At 74.1% G+C, this 18,634-nt stretch carries 18 protein-coding genes and 1 pseudogene; 6 read left to right on the top strand and 13 right to left on the bottom strand.

Annotation, left to right across the window (positions count from 1 at the left end):
* Positions 1 to 13 precede the first annotated feature (13 nt).
* Entirely contained in the window at positions 14 to 1,189 is a 1,176-nt protein-coding gene (locus O1G21_RS11905) for an FAD-dependent monooxygenase (protein WP_270143160.1), read from the top strand.
* A gap of 249 nt (positions 1,190 to 1,438) precedes the next feature.
* On the opposite strand, the gene O1G21_RS11910 is transcribed toward O1G21_RS11905, so the two are convergent.
* Positions 1,439 to 1,618, bottom strand: a complete 180-nt coding sequence (locus O1G21_RS11910; RefSeq protein WP_270143162.1) for a hypothetical protein — start codon at positions 1,616 to 1,618, stop codon at positions 1,439 to 1,441.
* 75 nt (positions 1,619 to 1,693) lie between these two features.
* Between O1G21_RS11910 and O1G21_RS11915 the strand changes: the two genes are divergently transcribed.
* Positions 1,694 to 2,356, top strand: a complete 663-nt coding sequence (locus O1G21_RS11915) for a class I SAM-dependent methyltransferase (RefSeq protein ID WP_270143164.1) — start codon at positions 1,694 to 1,696, stop codon at positions 2,354 to 2,356.
* Positions 2,357 to 2,363: 7 nt separating this feature from the next.
* Here the strand turns inward: O1G21_RS11915 and O1G21_RS11920 are convergent, their stop codons facing one another.
* Positions 2,364 to 2,816, bottom strand: a complete 453-nt coding sequence (locus O1G21_RS11920) for a hypothetical protein (protein ID WP_270143165.1) — start codon at positions 2,814 to 2,816, stop codon at positions 2,364 to 2,366.
* A gap of 177 nt (positions 2,817 to 2,993) precedes the next feature.
* Positions 2,994 to 3,506: a MarR family winged helix-turn-helix transcriptional regulator gene (locus tag O1G21_RS11925; protein ID WP_270143167.1), complete on the bottom strand. Its 513-nt coding sequence runs from the start codon at positions 3,504 to 3,506 to the stop codon at positions 2,994 to 2,996.
* A 129-nt stretch (positions 3,507 to 3,635) separates the two neighbouring features.
* Between O1G21_RS11925 and O1G21_RS11930 the strand changes: the two genes are divergently transcribed.
* Entirely contained in the window at positions 3,636 to 4,556 is a 921-nt protein-coding gene (locus O1G21_RS11930) for an EamA family transporter (protein ID WP_270143169.1), read from the top strand.
* A 284-nt stretch (positions 4,557 to 4,840) separates the two neighbouring features.
* Here the strand turns inward: O1G21_RS11930 and O1G21_RS11935 are convergent, their stop codons facing one another.
* The 4 genes from O1G21_RS11935 to O1G21_RS11950 all read right to left on the bottom strand — a co-directional run bounded on the left by O1G21_RS11935 (position 4,841) and on the right by O1G21_RS11950 (position 9,089).
* Positions 4,841 to 5,695 carry a hypothetical protein gene (locus O1G21_RS11935; RefSeq protein ID WP_270143171.1) on the bottom strand — a complete coding sequence of 285 codons (855 nt, stop codon included), beginning with the start codon at positions 5,693 to 5,695 and terminating at the stop codon, positions 4,841 to 4,843.
* A 96-nt stretch (positions 5,696 to 5,791) separates the two neighbouring features.
* Complete coding sequence (locus tag O1G21_RS11940) at positions 5,792 to 6,817, bottom strand: TolB family protein (RefSeq protein ID WP_270150931.1); 1,026 nt, start codon at positions 6,815 to 6,817, stop codon at positions 5,792 to 5,794.
* Positions 6,818 to 6,819: 2 nt separating this feature from the next.
* Positions 6,820 to 8,148: an MFS transporter gene (locus O1G21_RS11945; protein ID WP_270143173.1), complete on the bottom strand. Its 1,329-nt coding sequence runs from the start codon at positions 8,146 to 8,148 to the stop codon at positions 6,820 to 6,822.
* Positions 8,149 to 8,153: 5 nt separating this feature from the next.
* Positions 8,154 to 9,089, bottom strand: a complete 936-nt coding sequence (locus O1G21_RS11950; RefSeq protein ID WP_270143175.1) for an alkaline phosphatase family protein — start codon at positions 9,087 to 9,089, stop codon at positions 8,154 to 8,156.
* A 241-nt stretch (positions 9,090 to 9,330) separates the two neighbouring features.
* Between O1G21_RS11950 and O1G21_RS11955 the strand changes: the two genes are divergently transcribed.
* On the top strand, positions 9,331 to 10,752 hold the full coding sequence (locus tag O1G21_RS11955) for a cobalamin biosynthesis protein (protein ID WP_270143177.1): 1,422 nt from the start codon (positions 9,331 to 9,333) through the stop codon (positions 10,750 to 10,752).
* Positions 10,749 to 11,795: an Rv2231c family pyridoxal phosphate-dependent protein CobC gene (cobC, locus tag O1G21_RS11960; RefSeq protein ID WP_270143179.1), complete on the top strand. Its 1,047-nt coding sequence runs from the start codon at positions 10,749 to 10,751 to the stop codon at positions 11,793 to 11,795. Before O1G21_RS11955 ends, cobC begins: the two co-directional genes overlap by 4 nt.
* A gap of 246 nt (positions 11,796 to 12,041) precedes the next feature.
* On the opposite strand, the pseudogene O1G21_RS11965 reads toward cobC, so the two are convergent.
* From O1G21_RS11965 to O1G21_RS11990, 6 genes and pseudogenes are all read right to left on the bottom strand, one after another.
* Positions 12,042 to 12,143, bottom strand: a pseudogene (locus tag O1G21_RS11965) (MOSC domain-containing protein); the annotation flags it as partial.
* Complete coding sequence (locus tag O1G21_RS11970; RefSeq protein WP_270143181.1) at positions 12,137 to 12,673, bottom strand: hypothetical protein; 537 nt, start codon at positions 12,671 to 12,673, stop codon at positions 12,137 to 12,139. The gene O1G21_RS11970 and the pseudogene O1G21_RS11965, both read right to left, overlap by 7 nt.
* A 114-nt stretch (positions 12,674 to 12,787) precedes the next feature.
* Entirely contained in the window at positions 12,788 to 13,810 is a 1,023-nt protein-coding gene (gene glnII, locus O1G21_RS11975) for a glutamine synthetase (RefSeq protein WP_270143183.1), read from the bottom strand.
* A gap of 250 nt (positions 13,811 to 14,060) precedes the next feature.
* Positions 14,061 to 15,005, bottom strand: a complete 945-nt coding sequence (locus tag O1G21_RS11980; protein WP_270143185.1) for an SCO1860 family LAETG-anchored protein — start codon at positions 15,003 to 15,005, stop codon at positions 14,061 to 14,063.
* A 210-nt stretch (positions 15,006 to 15,215) separates the two neighbouring features.
* On the bottom strand, positions 15,216 to 15,893 hold the full coding sequence (locus O1G21_RS11985; RefSeq protein WP_270143187.1) for a uracil-DNA glycosylase: 678 nt from the start codon (positions 15,891 to 15,893) through the stop codon (positions 15,216 to 15,218).
* 120 nt (positions 15,894 to 16,013) lie between these two features.
* Positions 16,014 to 17,105, bottom strand: coding sequence for an amidohydrolase family protein (locus tag O1G21_RS11990; protein WP_270143189.1), 1,092 nt, complete (start codon positions 17,103 to 17,105; stop codon positions 16,014 to 16,016).
* Positions 17,106 to 17,511: 406 nt separating this feature from the next.
* On the opposite strand from O1G21_RS11990, the gene O1G21_RS11995 reads away from it, so the two are divergent.
* A complete protein-coding gene (locus O1G21_RS11995) occupies positions 17,512 to 18,591 on the top strand; it encodes a pyridoxal-phosphate-dependent aminotransferase family protein (protein ID WP_270143191.1) in 1,080 nt (359 codons plus the stop codon).
* Positions 18,592 to 18,634: the final 43 nt, after the last annotated feature.

An 18,634-nucleotide genomic window follows, 5' to 3' on the forward strand; every position in this document is an offset into this window, starting at 1 on the left:
AGAGGAGCCCCTCATGGCCCTGCACCAGGCGATCGTCATCGGCGGTGGCATCGGCGGCCTCGCCGCCGCCCTCGCCCTCCACCGACAGGGCATCCCCGTCAACGTCCACGAACGCGCCGCCGCACTGGAACCGGTCGGCGCCGGACTCGCCCTCGCCCCCAACGCGCTGCGCGCCCTCGACCGGCTCGGCGTCGGCCCCCGGCTGCGCGCCCTCGCCACCCCGCACCCCGCCGTCGGCGTGCGCCACCCCTCCGGCCGCTGGCTCGCCCGCACCAGCACCGCCGCCGTCGAGGCCCACTTCGGCGACCCGATCGCCGCCGTCGCCCGCGCGGACGTCATCGCCGCCCTGGTCGACGCCCTGCCCGAGGGGACGGTCCGCACCGACTCCCCCGCCACCGTCATCGACCCGGGCGACCACCGGCAGCCCGCCGTCGTCCGCACCACCGACGGGGACCAGCCGGCCGGACTGGTCGTCGCCGCCGACGGCATCCGCTCCGCCACCCGCGCCCTGCTCTTCCCCGACCACCCCGGCCCGCGCTACAGCGGCTTCACCACCTGGCGCTCCATCGTCACCCCGGGCCGCCGTCCGGCCGCCGCCGGCGAGGTCTGGGGCCCCGGCCGCCTCGCCGGGATCGTCCCGCTCGCCGACGACCGGATCTACGTCTACGGCGCCGCCCTCGCCCCGGCCGGCGCCCGGGCCGCCAGCGAACACGCCGAACTCCAGCGGCTGTACGGCGACTGGTGCGCACCCGTCCCCCAGCTCTTCGCGATGGCCGAACCCGACCGGATACTCCGCAACGACGTCTGGGACCTCGCCGACCCCCTGCCCGCCCAGCACCACGGCCGGGTCGCCCTCCTCGGCGACGCCGCCCACGCCATGTGCCCCTTCCTCGGCCAGGGCGCCTGCCAGGCCATCGAGGACGCCGTCGTCCTCGCCTCCCTCCTCACCCCCTCCGCCGACCTCGCCACCGCCCTCCCCGCCTACACCGCCGCCCGCCTCCCCCGCACCACCGCCGTCGTCACCGCCTCCCGCCGCACCGGCGCCCTCATCGCCCTCCGCACCCCCGCCGCCACCCTCCTCCGCACCACCGCCCTCACCCTCGCCGGCCTCCTCCCCACCCGCACCCTCCTCGGCCGCTCCGCAACGCTCTACAACTGGCAGCCCCCGGCACTGGCCGCCGAGCGGTGATCAGGAGGCTGGATCCAGCGGCCATGGGAACGGTCACGCCCCGGGGCGTCCTCCACCTCGGCCCTCACCTCGGCCCCTCGAAAACGCCCGCTCGGCCCGGGTCCACCCGATCACCCCGAGCCGGGCCGCCCACTACGCGTCAGTGTCCTTCGGGTGCCGAGGCGAGGCGTGAACGAAGTGCACCGTGCGCGCCACCTCGTCCACCAGGTACCGCACCCGGCCGCCGGCGGTCACCTCGCACCTCGGGGCTCACGGCGCGGCCACCTCGCCGTGGTCGTCACCGGGAAGGGGCCCGGTGAGCTCCGCGGCCAGATCCGGGTCCGCGAGGATTCCGGCCGTGGCGCGCCATTCCGTTATCACGCGGTGCAGATTGGCGTGCACGTCGAGCTCCACGGCCTCGCGGGTCGCATCGACCAGGTCGTCAATCACGCCTGCTGCACCCGCGTGATCGCTCGGGCCCGCAAGGCCCGGTCAGTGTCAGTGGTGGTGGGGATGATGGGCGGCATGAGTGACTCCGCGCCCGGTAGGGCCATCGCTGATTACTGGGACGCGGCCGCGTCGCGCTTCGATGACGAGCCGGATCACGGGTTGCGGGCGGCGGTGACGCGGGAGGCGTGGGCGCGGCGGGTGCGGGGGTGGCTGCCGGCGGGGCCGGTGGATGTGCTGGATGTCGGGTGCGGGACGGGCTCGTTGGCGGAGCTGGTCGCGGCGGGTGGGCATCGGGTGACCGGGGTGGACCTTGCGCCGCGGATGGTGGCGCGGGCCAGGGCGAAGCTGGCGGCGGCCGGGGTGGCGGGGCGGTTCCTGGTCGGGGATGCGGGCGCGCCGCCGGTGCGGGAGGGCGGTTTCGACGTGCTGCTCTGCCGACACGTGATCTGGACGCTTCCCGATCCGCAACGGGCGCTGCGCGCCTGGGTGCGGCTCCTGCGGCCCGGCGGGCGGCTGGTGTTGGTCGAGGGACGGTGGCGCGAAGCGGGCGAGCCGGCGGTGCCGTACGTCGCCGGGGCGGAGCGGCTGCCGTGGGCCGGCGGCGTCGGCGCGGAGGAACTCGCGGCGGCGGTACGGCCGTTGGTCGCGGAGCTGCGGATCGAGCCGCTCAGCGGGGACGCCGCCCTGTGGGGCGGGCCGGTGAACGACGAGCGCTACGCGGTGGTCGCGGACCTGTAGCGGGAGGTCACGTGCCGACGCCGAAGGTGCCGTTGAGCGGGTCGCGCCGGCAGCAGGCGGCGCAGCGGAGGCGGGTGTAGATCGCCACCGCGCCCATGCAGACGTCCTCGCGGCCGTCCAGCGGGGTCGCCGAGTCGGCCGGTTTCCCGCACTCCAGGCACGGGCGGTGCGGCCGGGCGGCGACGGAGCAGGCCCGGCAGACCAGGTGGGTCGGGTGCTCGGCGTGCACGACGACGGGCTGCGGTCCGCCGTACAGCAGGTGGTCGCACCAGGTGCAGGTCTCGTCCTGCTGCGCCGCCAGCATCCGGTCCCGGGTCTCCCGCTGCCACCTGGCCGCGTTCTGCAGCGGCACCTTCACCGGCGGGCCCCACCCGGCGGCGGCGAGCCATTGGGCGCCCTCGGCGCCGGCCGCCCGCAGCTGGTCGTCGACGGCGATGTCCCTGGGGGTCTTGCGCTGCATCGGGCCTCTCCTCCGGTGCGGGGTCCCGATGGGATAACGCGGCCGGGGAGGCGGTGGACACGCGAACGACCGCACCGTTACTCCGGTTCAGCCGAAGCGCGGGCGTATCGCGTCGCCGGCGTCGTGCCGTGGCCGAGGCGGGCGGCCCGGGCGAGCGCCTCAGCGCAGACGGCTGCGTCAGCCGATCAGCGGTTCGGTGTCGCCGTGGGCGATGAGGAGCTTGCGCAGCAGGGTGTCGAGCTGGGCGCGCTCGTCGGCGTCGAGGGTGGCGATGATGCGCTCCTCGTTCTGGATGTGGCCGGGCAGGATGGCGTCGATCAGTTCCTTGCCGGCCGGGGTGAGGCGGACCAGGACGGCGCGGCGGTCGTCCGGGCAGGGGTTGCGTTCGACCAGGCCCTTGGCGGAGAGCTTGTCGACGCGGTTGGTGATCGCGCCGGAGGTGACCATGGCGGACTTGAGCAGGGCGCGCGCGTTGAGCTCGTAGGGTTCGCCGGAGCGGCGGAGGGTGGCGAGGACGTCGAACTCGGAGGAGTCCAGGCCACAGCTGGTGAAGTACTCGCGCAGGGCGTTGTCGACCCGGACGTTCAGCCGCCGGAGCCGACCGATCAGGGCCATGGCCTCGCGGTCCAGGTCGGGGCGGTTCCTGGCCCACTGCTCGGCGATGTCGTCGACGGTGTCGCGCTGCTGCATGACCTGTCATCTCCCTCTCGGTGCTGCCGCTCCAGATATCTTAACATTCACATACTTGACGTTCGCCGATCTCGGGCGTAGAAATATCTCAACGTTCAGATAATCAACGTTGAGGGGATCGGGATCGTCATGGACCGCAAGCGCGCAGGGATCGCCGTCACCGCCGCACTCGCCCCGGCCGCCTGGGGCACCACCTACCTGGTCACCACCCAGCTGCTGCCCGAAGGCCGCCCGCTGCTGCTCGCCGCGCTGCGGGCGCTGCCGGCCGGGCTCCTGCTGTTGCTGATCGGGCGCAAACTGCCCAAGGGGCGCTGGTGGGGGCGCGCGGCGGTGCTCGGGATGCTCAACATCGGGTTGTTCTTCCCGCTCACCTTCGTCGGCGCCTACCGCCTGCCCGGCGGTGTCGCGGCCACCATCGGGGCGATCCAGCCGCTGCTGGTCGCCGGGTTCTCGATCGGCGTGCTCCGGGTCCGGCCCGGGCGCCGGGCACTGATCGCCGGGCTGGCCGGGGTCGGTGGAGTGGCGCTGCTGGTGCTCAAGAGCGGGGCCGAGTTGGACGGCGTCGGGATCGCCGCGATGGTCACCGCGATCGGCCTGATGGCCATGGGCACCGTCCTCACCCGCCGCTGGGGCCGCCCGGACGGCGCCACCATGGTGGACCTCACGGCATGGCAGCTCCTGGCCGGCTCGGTCTTCCTGGTCCCGCTCGCGGCGCTGGTCGAGGGCGCGCCGCCGGCCCTGAGCGCCTCCAACCTGGCGGGCTTCGCCTACCTCGGACTGTTCAGCACCGCGCTCGGGTACGTCCTGTGGTTCCGCGGCATCGACCGCCTCGGCGCCGGGCCGGCGTCCTTCCTGGGACTGATCAACCCGGTGGTGGGCACCGTCGGCGGCCTGGTCGTGCTCGGCCAGACGCTCACCCCGTGGCAGGTGCTGGGCCTGGTACTGGCGCTGGGCGCCATGCTCGTCGGCCAGGCCCCGGCCCGGCGCGGCGCCACCGCGAGCCCGGCTCCCGCACCGACCCGCGACCTCGCCCCGGCAGCCACCCGCTGACCGTCACGCCTCCGCCCCGCCGACCGGTGGTCGGCGGGGCGGAGGTTCGTCACGCGGAGGCTTGTCAGCGGGTGGTGCTCTCGGTCACGTCCGCCGGGGCCTTCAGGGCGGGCGGCTGGGAGACGTCCCTCGCGGCCGGGCCGAAGCGGGCGCCCCCGCAGCGGGCGCGGCGGACGTGGGCGCGGCGGACGGATCGCTGTCGTCCGGCCCGCAGGCGGTCAGCACGAGGGTCGTCCTGCCCCCCGACAAGGCTCCGACAACGGCTCCGGCGGCGGGCCGCGTGGTCAGCCGGTGGCGCGGACGTAGATGTCGGCGGCGCCGGAGAGGCCCCCGGGGATCGTCGCGACGTAGATGCGGCGCGTTCTGGCGGCGTGGGTGGGGACGGCCGACGGGGTCCAGGTGGGGCTCGGCGTGGGCGCCCAGGCCGGGGGCGGGGAGGGCGTCGGCGCGTAACCGCCCTCCGCTGCCCCGGCGTCCGGCTCGACGGAGGGCTCGCCGTCCGGCTCGACGGAGGCGTCGACGGAGGGGTCCGCGGAAGGCTCGACGGAGGCGTCCGGGGTGGGCTCGCCCGCCGCCGGCTGCGCCGCGATGGCGACGGGCGCGGAGGTGCTCCCGGGCACGGCGGCGGCAGTGGCGGCGGCCGCGGACGGAGATGCCGAAGGCCCCCCCTCCGGCAGCTCCGGCCCCTCCGGCAGCTCCGGCGCCTCCGCCGGCTCGTCGCCGCCGAGGGCGGCGGCGAGGTCCGGCGGCAGCGGGGCGGCGGGCCCGGGCGCGGGGAGGTCGTAGGTGCGCAGGAAGTCGCCGAGGCCCGGTTCCTTGCCGCCGCCGAGGCGGTAGTGCAGGTAGGCGATGGGCGCGCCGTCGGAGGTGCGGGTGTAGACGGCGCCGACCGGGACGTAGTAGCGGCCGGCGCCGGGGTGCTGGGAGGGGTGGAGGCCGGCCAGGCGCTCGGCACGGTCGCGGTCGGTCTCCCGGCCGACCCCTCCCATGGTGAGCGCGTTGACGCCGCGCACCACCAGGGCGGCGCCGACGGACACGCCGAGCACCAGTCCGACGGCCACGGTGCGCCGCAGGACCGGGCGGCCGTGCAGGGCCGGCCAGGAGTCGGTGACCATGCGCTCGGGTGGGATGCCGTCCACGGTTGTCTCGCTCCCCCGTTTCGATCAGGACGTCCGACCGGAACGTTCGGCCAGCCGCCACACTCTGCTCGACGTGGGACGGTAGCGGAGAGTTCCTCAGCCCAGGTAGGCGGGGGCGACGGCGGCCCTGGTGACCAGCCGTGCGGCGCCGGAGCCGTCCGCCGGGACGGTCCACAGGTCGGCGCCGTAGTCCCCGGGCAGGGCGTAGAGCAGGGTGCCGTCGTCGGACCAGAGCGCCTGGTCGTCGATGTTGCGCTGCTCGGCGGTGGCGGTCTCGGTCCCGGTCGCGAGGTCGAGCACGTACAGCCGCCAGGGGGCGTCGGGCGACAGGCCGGGGACGCGCTTCTTGTAGGCGATGCGGGTGCCGTCCGGGGAGAGCGAGGGGCATTCGACGTTGTCGTGCAGGGTGGTGAGGGTACGGGCGGCGAGGTCGCCGCGGGCGAGGTGGGTCTGTCCGGAGGTGGCCACGGTGGCGTAGAAGGTGTTGTCGTCGGCGAAGGTGACGCCCCAGATGTTGACGTCGTGCGCCTGGTACGGGTGGCCGTCCTTGATGACGGTGAAGTCCTCGAGGTTCTCCCGCAGGTTCCAGTCCCGCACGTCCACGATGGAGGTGCGGGTGGAGAAGTCGGTGCCCGCGTAGGAGTCGCCGCTGACGAAGACCGTCCAGGCGGCGAGGTGTCCGGACGGGGAGACCCGGGAGCGGGTGGGGATGCCGGCGGCGGGGAAGGAGCGCCGTTCGTGCAGGTGGTCGTCCAGGACGACGGCGCGGTAGGTGTCCTCCAGCGCGCCGCGCTGGGCCTGGAGGCAGATGCCGGTTCCGGCGGCGGCGTGGAAGCGCAGGCACTGGGTGCCGGAGGCGGTGCGCGGGCCGTCGGGGTGGTCGGCGGGGACGGTGGTGATCTCGTCCCGGTGCGGGCCCCAGGCCATGTTGCGGAACAGCAACTGTCTTCCGTTCGGGGGGACTTGGAGTGACACTGGCCCCGGGTTGACGGCCGGCCCGCCGGCCTGGGTGCGGTCGCGCTCGGCGGTGCGGTCGGACGCGTAGAGGACGGCCCCGGTGCCGACCGCGCCGAGCACCAGGACGGCGACCAGCAGCACGATCACCCTGGTGCGGCTCTGCAGGTTCACGCGCTCTCCTCGGAGACATCGGTGGCGACGGCCTCGGACGGACGCAGCACCACCGCCGCGCCGGCCACGCACAGCGCCAGCGCCCCCGCCGACCAGGCGAGCGCGGTCGGGCCGCCCACCGCGCTCCACAGCGCGCCGAACAGCAGCGAGCAGGCGAACCGGGCCAGCGCCTGCCCGGTGCCGACCAGGGCGAGTCCGGCGCCGCGCTGCTCGGCGGGTACGGTGTCGGCCGCGGCGGCGGCCAGCACGCCGTCGGTGGCGGCGTAGAACGAGCCGTGCAGCACCAGGACGCAGATCACCACGGGCAGTCCGCGCAGCGGTGAGAGCAGCAGCCCGTACGCGAGCAGCAGCACCCCGTGCCCGAGCAGGAAGAGCCGGCGGCGCCCGATCCGGTCGGCGAGCGAGCCGAGCGGCACGGCCAGCAGCAGGAAGGCGGCCGCGGTGCCGAGCGGCAGCAGCGGGAACAGGTTGACGGACAGGCCGAGGCGGCGCTGGATCAGCAGGTAGAGGAAGGAGTCGCTGACGGTGGTGAGGCCGAGCAGCACGGCGCACAGGGTGAGCCGGCGAAGCCCGGGCAATCGCAGCAGGGTGAGGCCATCGCGCAGCGAGGGAGCCCAAGTTGACGGATCAACACCATTCTGTCGGTTCGGCACGAACAGCAGCAGGATCAGCACGCCCAGTGCGGCGACGCAGGCGCTGACCGTGAACACCGCGTCGTAGCCGTGCCGTTCGCCGCCGTCGGCGAGCATCGGGCCGCCGGCCAGGCGCAGCACCAGGAAGGCGGTGAGCGGGCCGAGCAGCGCGCCGGCCGTGTCCATCGCCCGGTGCACGCCGAACGCCCGTCCCCGGTGGGCGGGTTCGGTGGCCAGCGAGATCATCGCGTCCCGGGGCGCGGTGCGCAGGCCCTTGCCGGTGCGGTCGACGGCGATGACGGCGCCGATCAGCGGCACGGTGTGGACGAACAGCAGCAGCGGCCGGCACAGCGCGGACAGCCCGTAGCCGACGGCGGCGACGGCCTTGTGGCGGGCGGACCCGTCGCGGCCGCGGCGGTCGGCGAGGTGGCCGCCGGCGAGCCGGACCAGGGCGCTGAAGCCGTTCTGGATGCCGTCGAGCAGGCCGAAGCCGAGTGGGGAGAGGCCGAGTCCGGTGAGCAGGTAGAGCGGGAGCACGGCGTTGACCATCTCGGAGGAGATGTCGGTGACCATGCTGACGGCGCCGAGGGCGAGGACCGCCCCCGGCACGGAGCGCAGGGCGGCGCCCCGCCGCACCGGGCCGACGGCCGGTGCGACGGGGGCCTTGGAGCTGCGGGAGTCCGCGACGTACACCGGCGTCAGTTCCAGATGCCGGTGATGTCGGTGGCGTTGGCGGAGTTGCCGGCGTGGGCGTTGACGCCGGCCAGGTCCTCCAGGGTGTGCAGCACGTCGTAGTGGTTGTAAGTGGTGGCGGTGGAGCTGCCGGGGGCGACGTGGGCGCCGTAGAGGAGGGTCGGGATGCGGTTGCCGGAGAGGCGGTTGTCCTCGTCGAAGGTCACCACCAGCAGGCTGTTGTTGCTCTTGGCCCACTGGGCGTACGCGTCGAGGTTGGTCTGCAGCCAGGAGTCGCCGGTGCCCACCGAACAGTCGTGCATGTCGTCGCACAGGTCCGGGATGACGAAGGAGACCTTGGGCAGGGTGGTGAAGTCGCTCGGGAAGGCGTCCATGCCGTAGGCGCTGGAGGTGGGCACGTTGCCGAAGCCGAACCACGGGTTGTGCTTCTGGGCGTAGTTGCCGCTGCTGCAGTCGGTGGCGCCGACGGCGGGCAGGCCCTCGTTGTAGCTGGCCCAGGTCTGGTTGGCGGCGAGCAGCTCGGAGGCCAGGTTGGGCTGCTGCAGCGCGCCGACGTCCACGCAGCTGTCGTCCGTGACGCCCTGCGAGCTGCCGGAGAACAGCATGTAGTAGTTCGGCTGGCTGGGGTGGGTGAGCGCGTACGACTGGGTCAGCGTCGCGCCGCCGGCGACCAGGGTGCCGTTGATGTACGGCGCGCTGGAGCGGCCGATGACCTGCGAGTACGCGTGGTTCTCCAGGACCACGACGATGACGTGGTCGGGCGAGGGCAGACCGGCCGCGGTGTCGGCGGCCGCGCTGCCGCCGGCGGCCCACAGTCCGAGCGAGCCGGCGACCAGGCCGAGGCCGGTGGCGAGGGCGGTGAACGGGCGGAGCCTGCGGCGACGGGCGGGGCGCGGGCCGGCGGTGGGGGTGCCGGGGGTGCGGAGTCGTGCGAAGGCCATGGGGTCCTCCGTGTGTCGGGGCTTCCCGGGCGGGAGCGCCGAGAACAGTAGGATTACGGCGGTGTCGTGTACCGCACAAGAGAAGTGAAGAACAGAAGAACAGCTGCGAGGCGGTCCTGATACGGAGCAACCGCGTCGGCGGCGGATGTCACACGCGCCGCGATTGACCCCTTTCGGCCGCGCGTGGTGGGATCACGGGGGCCCGCCAGCGTAGGGCCGGGGACGGCAAGGAGTGCGGTACGTGATCGGACTGGTCGCCATCTACGGGCCGGGCCGCCCGCTGGCCAACGAACTGCAGGCCCTCTGGCCGGAGAGCAGCCACCTCTACCAGGCCTCGCGCGGCAACTGCTTCCAGGGGCCGGAGGCGATGCACTTCGCCCTCAGCCGGCACCGGCAGGTGATCGCCGTCGGCTCGCTCGCCGCCGTCGTCGGACTGCTGACCGACCACCGCATCGACATCCCGCGCGGCGCCGAGGTGCTCTGCGTGGACCCGGGGCGGCGCTGGGTGATCCCGCTGACCCACACCGACTCGGCCGAGGAGCTGGCCCGGGAGGTGGCGGCCGCCCTCGGCGTCACCCCGGTGTTCACCGGCCCGCTGCCCGCCCCCGAGGACCCGCTCGACGTCCTGACCCCGCACGCCGTGCGCCACTACCGGGCCGGTGCCACCGCGACCGCCGAGGCGGCGGCGGACGGACGCCCCGTCCGGCTGGTCACCGAGGTGCCGTACCCGCTGCCCGCGCTGCCCCCGAACGTCCGGCCGGACGCGCCCGAGGACGCCCCCGTCCTGCGGATCACCGACCAGGAGGACCCGGACGGCAGCGACCTCCTGGTCGTCCCGCGCACCCTGGTCGTCGGCATCGGGGCGGGCAGCGGCACCGAGGCGGCCGACGCGATGAAGCTGCTGATGGCCGTGCTCAAGGAGACCGGCCACCTGCGCTCGGCGATCGCCCGGCTGGCCACCGTGGCCGGCAAGGCGGACCACCCCGCGGTGCGCTGGGCCGCGCGATGCCTGAACGTGCCGGTGGACGAGCACCCGGCGGAGGAGCTGGCGCGGCTCACGGTGCCGAACCCGTCCGAGGCCGTCGGTGCGGCGGTCGGCACCGCGAGCGTCGCCGAGGCGGCGGCGCTGGCGAGCGCCAACAGTGGTCAAAGCGGCGGTCAACTCGTGGTCGCCAAGCGGAAGTCGGCGACGGCCACGGTGGCGATCGCCCGGACCGCGGTGCGCGGACGGCTGGCGCTGGTCGGCCTCGGACCGGGGTCGCACGACCTGCTGGTGCCGCGCGCACTGGCGGAACTGCGGCGCGCCTCGGTGGTGGTGGGTCGGCCGGCGGCGGTCGAGGCGGTGGCCGAGCTGCTCCGCCCGGGCACCCGGCAGGTCGCGGTACCGGAGCCCGGGACGATACGGAACAAGCGCGGAGCGGTACTGGACTGGGCCGGAGTGGCGACGGACGGCACCGGACAGGTCGTCGACCACACCGGGGCGGCCGTCACCCTGGCCGCGCACGGGCACGCCGTCGCCCTGGTCGCCCTCGGCGATGGCGCGGAGCTCACCGTGCCGCCCGGCGCGTACGACGTCCTACGGGTGCCCGGGCTGCCCGCCTCGCCCACCCTGCCAGCCTCGCCCACCCTGCCCGCGCTGCCTGACGAGGGGGCTTCCGCATGACCGCCCACGAACCCGACCTGCGCCACCACGGCGACGCCGAGGTGCGGGCCGACGGACGCGGCCTGGTCGACCTCGCCGTCAACGTCCGCACCGGCACGCCCCCGAGCTGGCTGCGCGAGCGCCTGGCCGCCAGCCTCGGCGACCTCGCCGCCTACCCCGACCAGAGCGCCGCCCGCGCCGCGGTGGCCGCCCGGCACGGGCGCCCGGTCCAGGAGGTGCTGCTCACCTCGGGGGCGGCGGAAGCCTTCGTGCTGCTCGCGCGCGTGCTGACTTCTCGTCACATCGTCGTCGTGCACCCCCAGTTCACCGAACCGGAGGCCGCACTGCGGGACGCCGGGCACCGGGTGCACCGGGTGCTGCTCTCCCCCGAGGACGGCTTCCGACTGGGCGCCGTCCCCGAGGAGGCGGACCTGGTCGTCCTCGGCAACCCGACCAACCCGACCTCCGTCCTGCACCCCGCCGAGGCCGTCGCCGGGCTCGCCCGGCCCGGGCGCACCCTGGTGGTGGACGAGGCGTTCATGGACACCGTGCCCGGCGAGCGGGAGTCCCTCGCCCCGGTCCGGGACCTGCCCGGCCAGGTCGTCGTGCTGCGCAGCCTCACCAAGACCTGGGGCCTGGCCGGGCTGCGGATCGGCTACGTGCTCGGACCGGCGCCGCTGATCGCCGCCCTCGGCGCCGCGCAGCCGCTCTGGCCGGTCTCCACCCCGGCCCTGGTCGCCGCCGAGCTGTGCAGCGGGTCGCCGGCACTGGCCGAGGCGGACCAGGCCGCCGCCGAACTCGCCATCCGGCGCGGGTACTTGGTGAAGGGCCTGGCCACCTTCCCGACGCTGCGGATGTACGGCGAGCCGGCCGCCTCCTTCGTCCTGGTCCGACTGCCGGGCGCGGCCGCGGTCCGCGAGCGGCTGCGCGAGCACGGCTTTGCCGTCCGGCGCGGGGACACCTTCCCCGGCCTCGGCGAGGACTGGCTGCGGATCGCCGTACGGGACGAGCAGACCACCGACCGATTCCTCAACGCCCTGGAGACGGTGCTCAGTTCGACCTGAGGTCGGTCAGCCTGACCTCGGCACCGGCCTCGATCCGGCCGGGCGCCAGCACCTGCGCGTAGACCCCCGCGCAGGGCAGTGCCGGCATCCCCTCCAACGGGACCAGCCGGTTGCGCTCGGCCGGTACCCGCAGCGCCTCCGCCCGGCGGGGCAGCGGGCCGTGCCGCAGGGTGGGGACGGCGCAGCGTGGTTCTTCGCACTGGCCACCCGTCCGGTCGCCAGGTCCAGCAGCGCCCGCTCCCGGTCCCCGGCCAGGCCCCGTCCGGACACCTCGGCCGCCGAAAGCTCCTCCCCCAGCAGCGACTTGACCGGATAGCGGCGCAGCCGCTCCACCTGGCCGATCAGCATTCGTCCTCCGCCCACTCCCGCAGCGCCGCGAAGTGCAGCTCCTGCAGTCCCGCCCGGGGATCGACCCAGAGCGGCAGCGCCTCCCCCGGATGATTCGCCGCGATCCACTCGATGTCCTGCGGCCCGAGTTCGTCGTCCAGCCACACGAACGGCCGCCCGTCCGCCCAGGCGACGACGTCCCTGGTCTTCCAGTGCAACCCGTCCGGATCCTCCCCGAACAGCTCCGTCCAGGAGATGTAGGGGAGTTCGGGCAGCCCGAGGTTCGGGCCGATGAGGGCGTTCGCCTCGTCCATCCAGGTGGTCGCCCACACCAGCTGGTACGGCAGCGCCAGCAACTCCGTCCCGTGCTCCGGGTTCAGCCACACCCGCAACGGCTTCGCCTCGCCGTTCGCCCGCCGGCTCTGCCGCTCCGCCCACCAGGTGGGCATCAGCTGGTGGCTGCGGTACCCGGCCGGACGCCGAAGCCTCGGCGCGGCATAGGGATTGAGCGGTCCGTCCACGTCGAGCAGGAGCAGCGGCTGTTCGGTCATGCCGTGAATTGTCGACTGGGCGACCGGGATTGACCAGTGATTTGCCCCATGACCCAACGCCCGCAGGCCCTTCCCCGAGCGGGGAAGGGCCTGCGGGTGAGCGGAACTCGGGGATCAGACCTGACCGGCCTTCTCCAGGGCCTCGCAGCAGGTGTTGATCAGGAGGCGGGTGACGACGTAGGGGTCGACGTTGGCGTTCGGGCGGCGGTCCTCGATGTAGCCCTTCTGCTCCACCTCGACCTGCCACGGGATGCGGACCGAGGCGCCGCGGTTGGAGACGCCGTAGCTGTAGACGTTCCACGGGGCGGTCTCGTGCTTGCCGGTCAGGCGGGACTGGATGTCGTCACCGTACTGGTTGACGTGCTCCAGCACCTTCTCCTGGGAGGCGCCGAGCGACTCGCAGGCGGTGATGATGGCGTCGTAGCCCTCGCGCATCGCCTTGGTGGAGAAGTTGGTGTGCGCACCCGCGCCGTTCCAGTCGCCACGGGCCGGCTTGGCGTCCAGGGTGGCGTCGATACCGAACTCCTCGGCGGTGCGGTAGAGCAGGTAGCGGGCGATCCACAGGTCGTCCGAGACGGTCAGCGCGTCGACCGGGCCGATCTGGAACTCCCACTGGCCGGGCATGACCTCGGCGTTGATGCCGCAGATGGCCAGGCCGGCGTCGAGGCAGCGGTCCAGGTGCAGCTCGACGATCTCGCGGCCGAAGACCTCCTCGGCGCCGACGCCGCAGTAGTAGCCGCCCTGCGGGGCCGGGTAGCCGCCCTCCGGGAAGCCGAGCGGGCGGGAGCCCTTGAAGAAGGTGTACTCCTGCTCGATGCCGAAGATCGACTCCTGCGCGGCGTACTTCTCGTCGACCTCGCGCAGCAGGGCGCGGGTGTTGGACTCGTGCGGGGTGCCGTCCGTCTCCAGGACCTCGCAGAGGACCAGGATGTGGTCGCCGCCGCGGATCGGGTCCTTGACGACCTTCACCGGCTCCAGCACGCGGTCCGAGGCGTGACCCTCGGCCTGGTTGGTCGAGGAACCGTCGAAGCCCCAGGTGGGGATCTTGTCGGCGTTCGGCAGGACGCGAGTCTTGGAGCGGAGCTTCGCGGTCGGCTTGGTGCCGTCGATCCAGATGTACTCGGCCTTGATTGCCACGGCTGGTCCCTCGCAGTGCTGGGTGGTGGGTGCCCGCGTAGCGTCGCAAGCCGCCGTTTCCCGGTTGTTCCTCTCATGTAACGCGCATGTGAACCAACCGTCCGCAGTGGCACGGTTACGGTGCGGGAGTGCCGGGCGCGGCACCCCGCACCGCTTCCGGTGGCCGGGCGCGCTCAGCGCCGACGGGCGTCCGCGGCCTCAACGCCTGGGAGGGCGTACCCGGCCTCAGTGCCGGCAGGCGTGCGCGGCCTCAGTGCCGGCGGGCGTGCGCGGCCCGGCGGCGCCGGGTGGCCCACAGGGCGGCCGCGCCGCCCGCGACCAGTGCGGCCGCGCCGGCGGCCAGCGGGCCGGTGGCGCTGCTGCCGCCGGTGCTGGCGAGCTTCTCGGGCTTGTCGGTCCTGTCCACCGCCGCCTGGGGCACCGCGGCCCGCGAGGTGGTGGCGTCGACGACCGGCTGGGCGGTGGGCGCCGTGCTCGGGGTGTCCGTGGGAGCGGGGGCGACGGGCTTCTCGCAGCTCACCGAGGCGACGGTGACCGTACCGGTGACCTTGGCGACGTTCAGGTTCAGCGGGTTCACCTCCACCTGCACCTCCAGCGCCGAGGCGGCGGCGGTGGTCGTGGTGGTGGTCTTCTTGGAGAACTCCACCGACACACTGCCGACCAGCGGCACGTCCACCTTGGTCGGGCCGTACAGGCCGACCGTGACAGGCTTGCCCAGCACGGTCAGCTTGGCCGGTGCGACCACGTCCGCGGTCGGCTGCCCGTCGACCGGGCAGGTGACCTCGGCGCTCATCGCCTCCAGGCCGAGCAGCGCGGTGGCGGGCAGACCGGGGGCGTGCACGTCGGCGTTGACCAGCTTGACGGAGGCGGCGGTGCCCTTGGCGTCGGCGCGGGTGACGGACTTGCCGATGTCGGCCTTGACCAGCTCGACCGGGCCGCGCTGGTCGACGCCGTCCACCTTGGCGGTGAGGACGGAGCCTCCCCCAGCCTCCGGCTGGGGGGACCCCCATCGCTGCGCGGGTGTCTCCACCTTGTTGAGCGCGAGGTCCACCGGGACGTCCACGGCGTTGTTCAACAGCTTGACGTCCAGGGCGAGTTCGGCGGTGACGGCGCGCGCCTTGCCGGGTGAGGGCGCGGCAGCGGGGGCCGGAGCCGCCTGGACGGGCCCGGCGGTGAGCAGTGTGCTCACCACCACGGCGGCGGATGCGGAAACGGTTCGGCGAGACGGCCGAGAGGACATGGCGGGACCCCCACACAGATGAAACGATGAGCCGCCAGTCTTCTCGAACGATCCGTCACATGAGCAACACGGAACGTCATTTCACCCGTAGGAGTGAGATTGGCGTTCCGCACCGACCCCGATCTGCTACGGGCCGCCCGGCGCCGCCCGGACGCGTCAACTCCGCTACGGCAGCCGCCAGTCCACCGGCTGCGCGCCCTGGCGCACCAGCAGCTCGTTCGCCCGGCTGAACGGCCGCGAGCCGAAGAAGCCGCTACTGGCCGAGTACGGGCTCGGGTGCGCCGACTCGATCGCCGGGACGTCCCCGAGCAGCGGCCGCAGGTTACGGGCGTCGCGGCCCCACAGGATCGCCACCAGCGGGCCGCCGCGCGCCACCAGTGCCCGGATCGCCTGCTCGGTGACCTCCTCCCAGCCCTTGCCCCGGTGCGCGGCGGGCTTGCGCGGGGCGGTGGTCAGCGCCCGGTTGAGCAGCAGCACGCCCTGGTTCGTCCACGGGGTGAGGTCCCCGTTGGACGGCTGCGGCAGGCCGAGGTCGGTGCCGTACTCCTGGAAGATGTTGATCAGGCTCGCCGGGATCGGCCGCACCTCCGGCCCCACCGAGAAACTGAGCCCGACGGCGTGACCGGGCGTGGGGTACGGGTCCTGCCCGACGATCAGCACCCGCACGTCGGCGAGGGGCTGCTGGAAGGCCCGCAGCACGTTCGGGCCGGAGGGCAGGTAGGTGCGGCCGGCGGCCAGTTCGGCGCGCAGGAAGTCGCCCATGGCGGCGACCCGTCCGGCGACGGGTTCCAGGGCGGTGGCCCAGCCGGGCTCGACGATCTCGTTCAGTGGACGCGGTGCCATGGGCGTCACCCTATCGGCCGATACCGACAGGGCGTCACCTCGCACGATCACCTGAACGATCACGCGAACGACCACCGCGAACGACCACCGCGAACGACCGCTCACAGGGCACCCGACCGCTCACCCCACCGGCCGCCCCCGCAGCACCACCAGCAGCGGGTCCGCGAGCACCCGGACGTCCGCCCGCGGATCCTCCCGGTACACCACGAAGTCGGCCGGCGCACCCTCCTCCAGCCCCGGCCGCCCGAGCCACGCCCGCGCGCCCCAACTCGCCGCCGACAGCGCCTCCGCCGGGCTCAGCCCCGCCTTCACCAGCTCCGCCACCTCGTCCGCGACCAGCCCGTGCGCCAGCGAGCCGCCCGCGTCCGTGCCGACGAACACCGGGATCCCCGCGTCGTGCGCGGCGCCGACGGTGTCGTAGCGGCGCTCGTGCAGCCGCCGCATGTGCGCCGACCAGGCCGGGAACTTGGTCTCCCCGCCGGCCGCCAGCTCCGGGAAGGTGGCGATGTTGACCAGCGTCGGGACGATGGCCACGCCGCGCTCGGCGAAGGCCGGGATCAGCTCCTCGGTCAGCCCGGTGGCGTGCTCGACGCAGTCGATCCCGGCCGCCAGCAGGTCCGGCAGCGACTCGGCCGAGAAGCAGTGCGCGGTGACCCGGGCGCCCTCCTCGTGGGCCGCCGCGATCGCCTCGGCCAGCGCGTCGCCGGGCCAGCAGGCGGCGAGGTCGCCGCGCTCGCGGTCGATCCAGTCGCCGACCAGCTTCACCCAGCCGTCGCCGCGCCGGGCCTCGGCCCGCACGTACGCGGCGAGGTCGCCGGGCTCGATCTCGTGGGCGTAGTTGCGGATGTAGCGGCGGGTGCGGGCGATGTGCCGCCCGGCCCGGATGATCCGGGGCAGGTCCTCGCGCTCGTCGATCCAGCGGGTGTCGGCAGCCGAACCGGCGTCGCGGATCAGCAGGGTGCCGGCGTCACGGTCGGTGAGCGCCTGCTTCTCGCTGGTCTCGGCGTCCACCGCGCCGTGCGCGTCCAGGCCGACGTGGCAGTGCGCGTCCACCAGGCCGGGCAGCACCCAGCCGGTCACCGTCCGGACGTCCCCGGCGGTCGGCGGGCGGGTGAAGCTCACCCGGCCGTCCACCACCCAGAGTTCGTCCCGGACCTCCTCCGGACCGACCAGCACCCGACCCCGGACGTGCAGCACCGCGCCATCACTCATGGCCGCACTCTACCGACGGGCGGGTTCCGTGTAAGCAGTGAGAATGCGGCAGACTCGTTGCCGCACCCACCATCCGCCCCGCGAAAGGCTTTCCGACCGTGAGCGAGCGCAGCGAGCGAACCATCAAGAGGCGTGCGTGGGCGAATGCCCCTGCCGAGCGAAGCGAGGCGGGCGCATGAGCGAGCGCAGCGAGCGAACCATCAAGAGGCGTGCGTGGGCGAATGCCCCTGCCGAGCGAAGCGAGGCGGGCGCATGAGCGAGCGCAGCGAGCGAACCATCAAGAGGCGTGCGTGGGCGAATGCCCCTGCCGAGCGAAGCGAGGCGGGCGCATGAGCGAGCGCAGCGAGCGAACCATCAAGAGGCGTGCGTGGGCGAATGCCCCTGCCGAGCGAAGCGAGGCGGGCGCATGAGTCCGTTCCTCGACCTCCCCCCGCTCAGCGCCGCCGGGTTCGCCGCGATCGAGGACCAGGTGGCCGCGCTGCTGCACACCGAAGCCGATGTCATCGTCACCCAGGGTGAGGCCCTGCTCCCGCTGGAGGCCGCGATCCGCGGCGCCGCCCACCCCGGCTCCACCGCGCTCAACATCGTCACCGGCCCGTACGGGCAGACCTTCGGCAACTGGCTGCGCTCCTGCGGGGCGACCGTCGTCGACCTCGCCGTGCCCTTCGACAGCGCGGTGAGCGCCGGACAGGTCGCCGAGGCGCTCGAAAGCCACCCGCAGATCGACTTCGTCTCCCTGGTGCACGCCGAGGCCGCCACCGGCAACACCAACCCGGTCGCCGAGATCGCCGCCGTGGTCCGCGAGCACGGCGCCCTGCTGATGGTCGACGCGGTCGCCTCGGTCGCCGCCGAGCCGCTGCTCACCGACGAGTGGGGCATCGACCTTTGCGTGATCGGCGGCCAGAAGGCGATGGGCGGCCCGGCCGGGGTCTCCGCCGTCTCCGTCTCCGAGCGCGCCTGGGAGCGGATCGCCGCCAACCCGGCCGCCCCGCGCCGCTCCTACCTCTCCCTGCTCGACTGGAAGGAGCGCTGGACCGACGCCGGTCGCACCGTACTCCCGCACGCCCCGGCCCAGTTGGAGATGCTGGCGCTCGGCGCCTGCCTGGACCGGATCACCGCCGACGGCCTGCCCGCCGTGATCGCCCGCCACCGCGCCGCCTCCGCCGCCACCCGGGCCGGCGTGCGGGCACTCAGTACGCTCAGCCCGTACGTCCACCAGGACGCCCACGCGGCCCCGGTCGCCACCACCCTGCGCACCCCGGCCGGCCTGCACGCCGCCGAACTCGCCGCCACCCTCGACCCGGCGCTGCCCGTCCAGCCCGGCGGCGGGGCACTGGCGGCCTCCATGCTCCGGGTGAACCACTACGGCCAGGCGGCCTCGCTGGACACCGTCCGCGCCTGCCTGACCGCGCTCGCCGGCGCGACCAAGGCCGACGCCGAGGCGGCGCTGACGGCCGCCGAGGCGGCCTGGAACGCGACCGTCTAGGAAACGCCGAACGGCCCCCGAAACGATTGTTCGGGGGCCGTTC

The sequence above is a fragment of the Kitasatospora cathayae genome (genome assembly GCF_027627435.1).
GTDB lineage: Bacteria > Actinomycetota > Actinomycetes > Streptomycetales > Streptomycetaceae > Kitasatospora > Kitasatospora cathayae.

Bases quoted from the DNA above. Each gene is read 5' to 3' on its own strand.
- O1G21_RS11915 (WP_270143164.1), top strand. From the start codon at position 1,694: ATGAGTGACTCCGCGCCCGGTAGGGCCATCGCTGATTACTGGGACGCG.
- cobC (WP_270143179.1), top strand. From the start codon at position 10,749: ATGACCGCCCACGAACCCGACCTGCGCCACCACGGCGACGCCGAGGTG.
- O1G21_RS11950 (WP_270143175.1), bottom strand. From the start codon at position 9,089: ATGGCCTTCGCACGACTCCGCACCCCCGGCACCCCCACCGCCGGCCCG.
- O1G21_RS11995 (WP_270143191.1), top strand. From the start codon at position 17,512: ATGAGTCCGTTCCTCGACCTCCCCCCGCTCAGCGCCGCCGGGTTCGCC.
- O1G21_RS11920 (WP_270143165.1), bottom strand. From the start codon at position 2,816: ATGCAGCGCAAGACCCCCAGGGACATCGCCGTCGACGACCAGCTGCGG.
- O1G21_RS11985 (WP_270143187.1), bottom strand. From the start codon at position 15,893: ATGGCACCGCGTCCACTGAACGAGATCGTCGAGCCCGGCTGGGCCACC.
- O1G21_RS11925 (WP_270143167.1), bottom strand. From the start codon at position 3,506: ATGCAGCAGCGCGACACCGTCGACGACATCGCCGAGCAGTGGGCCAGG.
- O1G21_RS11990 (WP_270143189.1), bottom strand. From the start codon at position 17,105: ATGAGTGATGGCGCGGTGCTGCACGTCCGGGGTCGGGTGCTGGTCGGT.
- O1G21_RS11970 (WP_270143181.1), bottom strand. From the start codon at position 12,673: ATGACCGAACAGCCGCTGCTCCTGCTCGACGTGGACGGACCGCTCAAT.
- O1G21_RS11930 (WP_270143169.1), top strand. From the start codon at position 3,636: ATGGACCGCAAGCGCGCAGGGATCGCCGTCACCGCCGCACTCGCCCCG.
- O1G21_RS11905 (WP_270143160.1), top strand. From the start codon at position 14: ATGGCCCTGCACCAGGCGATCGTCATCGGCGGTGGCATCGGCGGCCTC.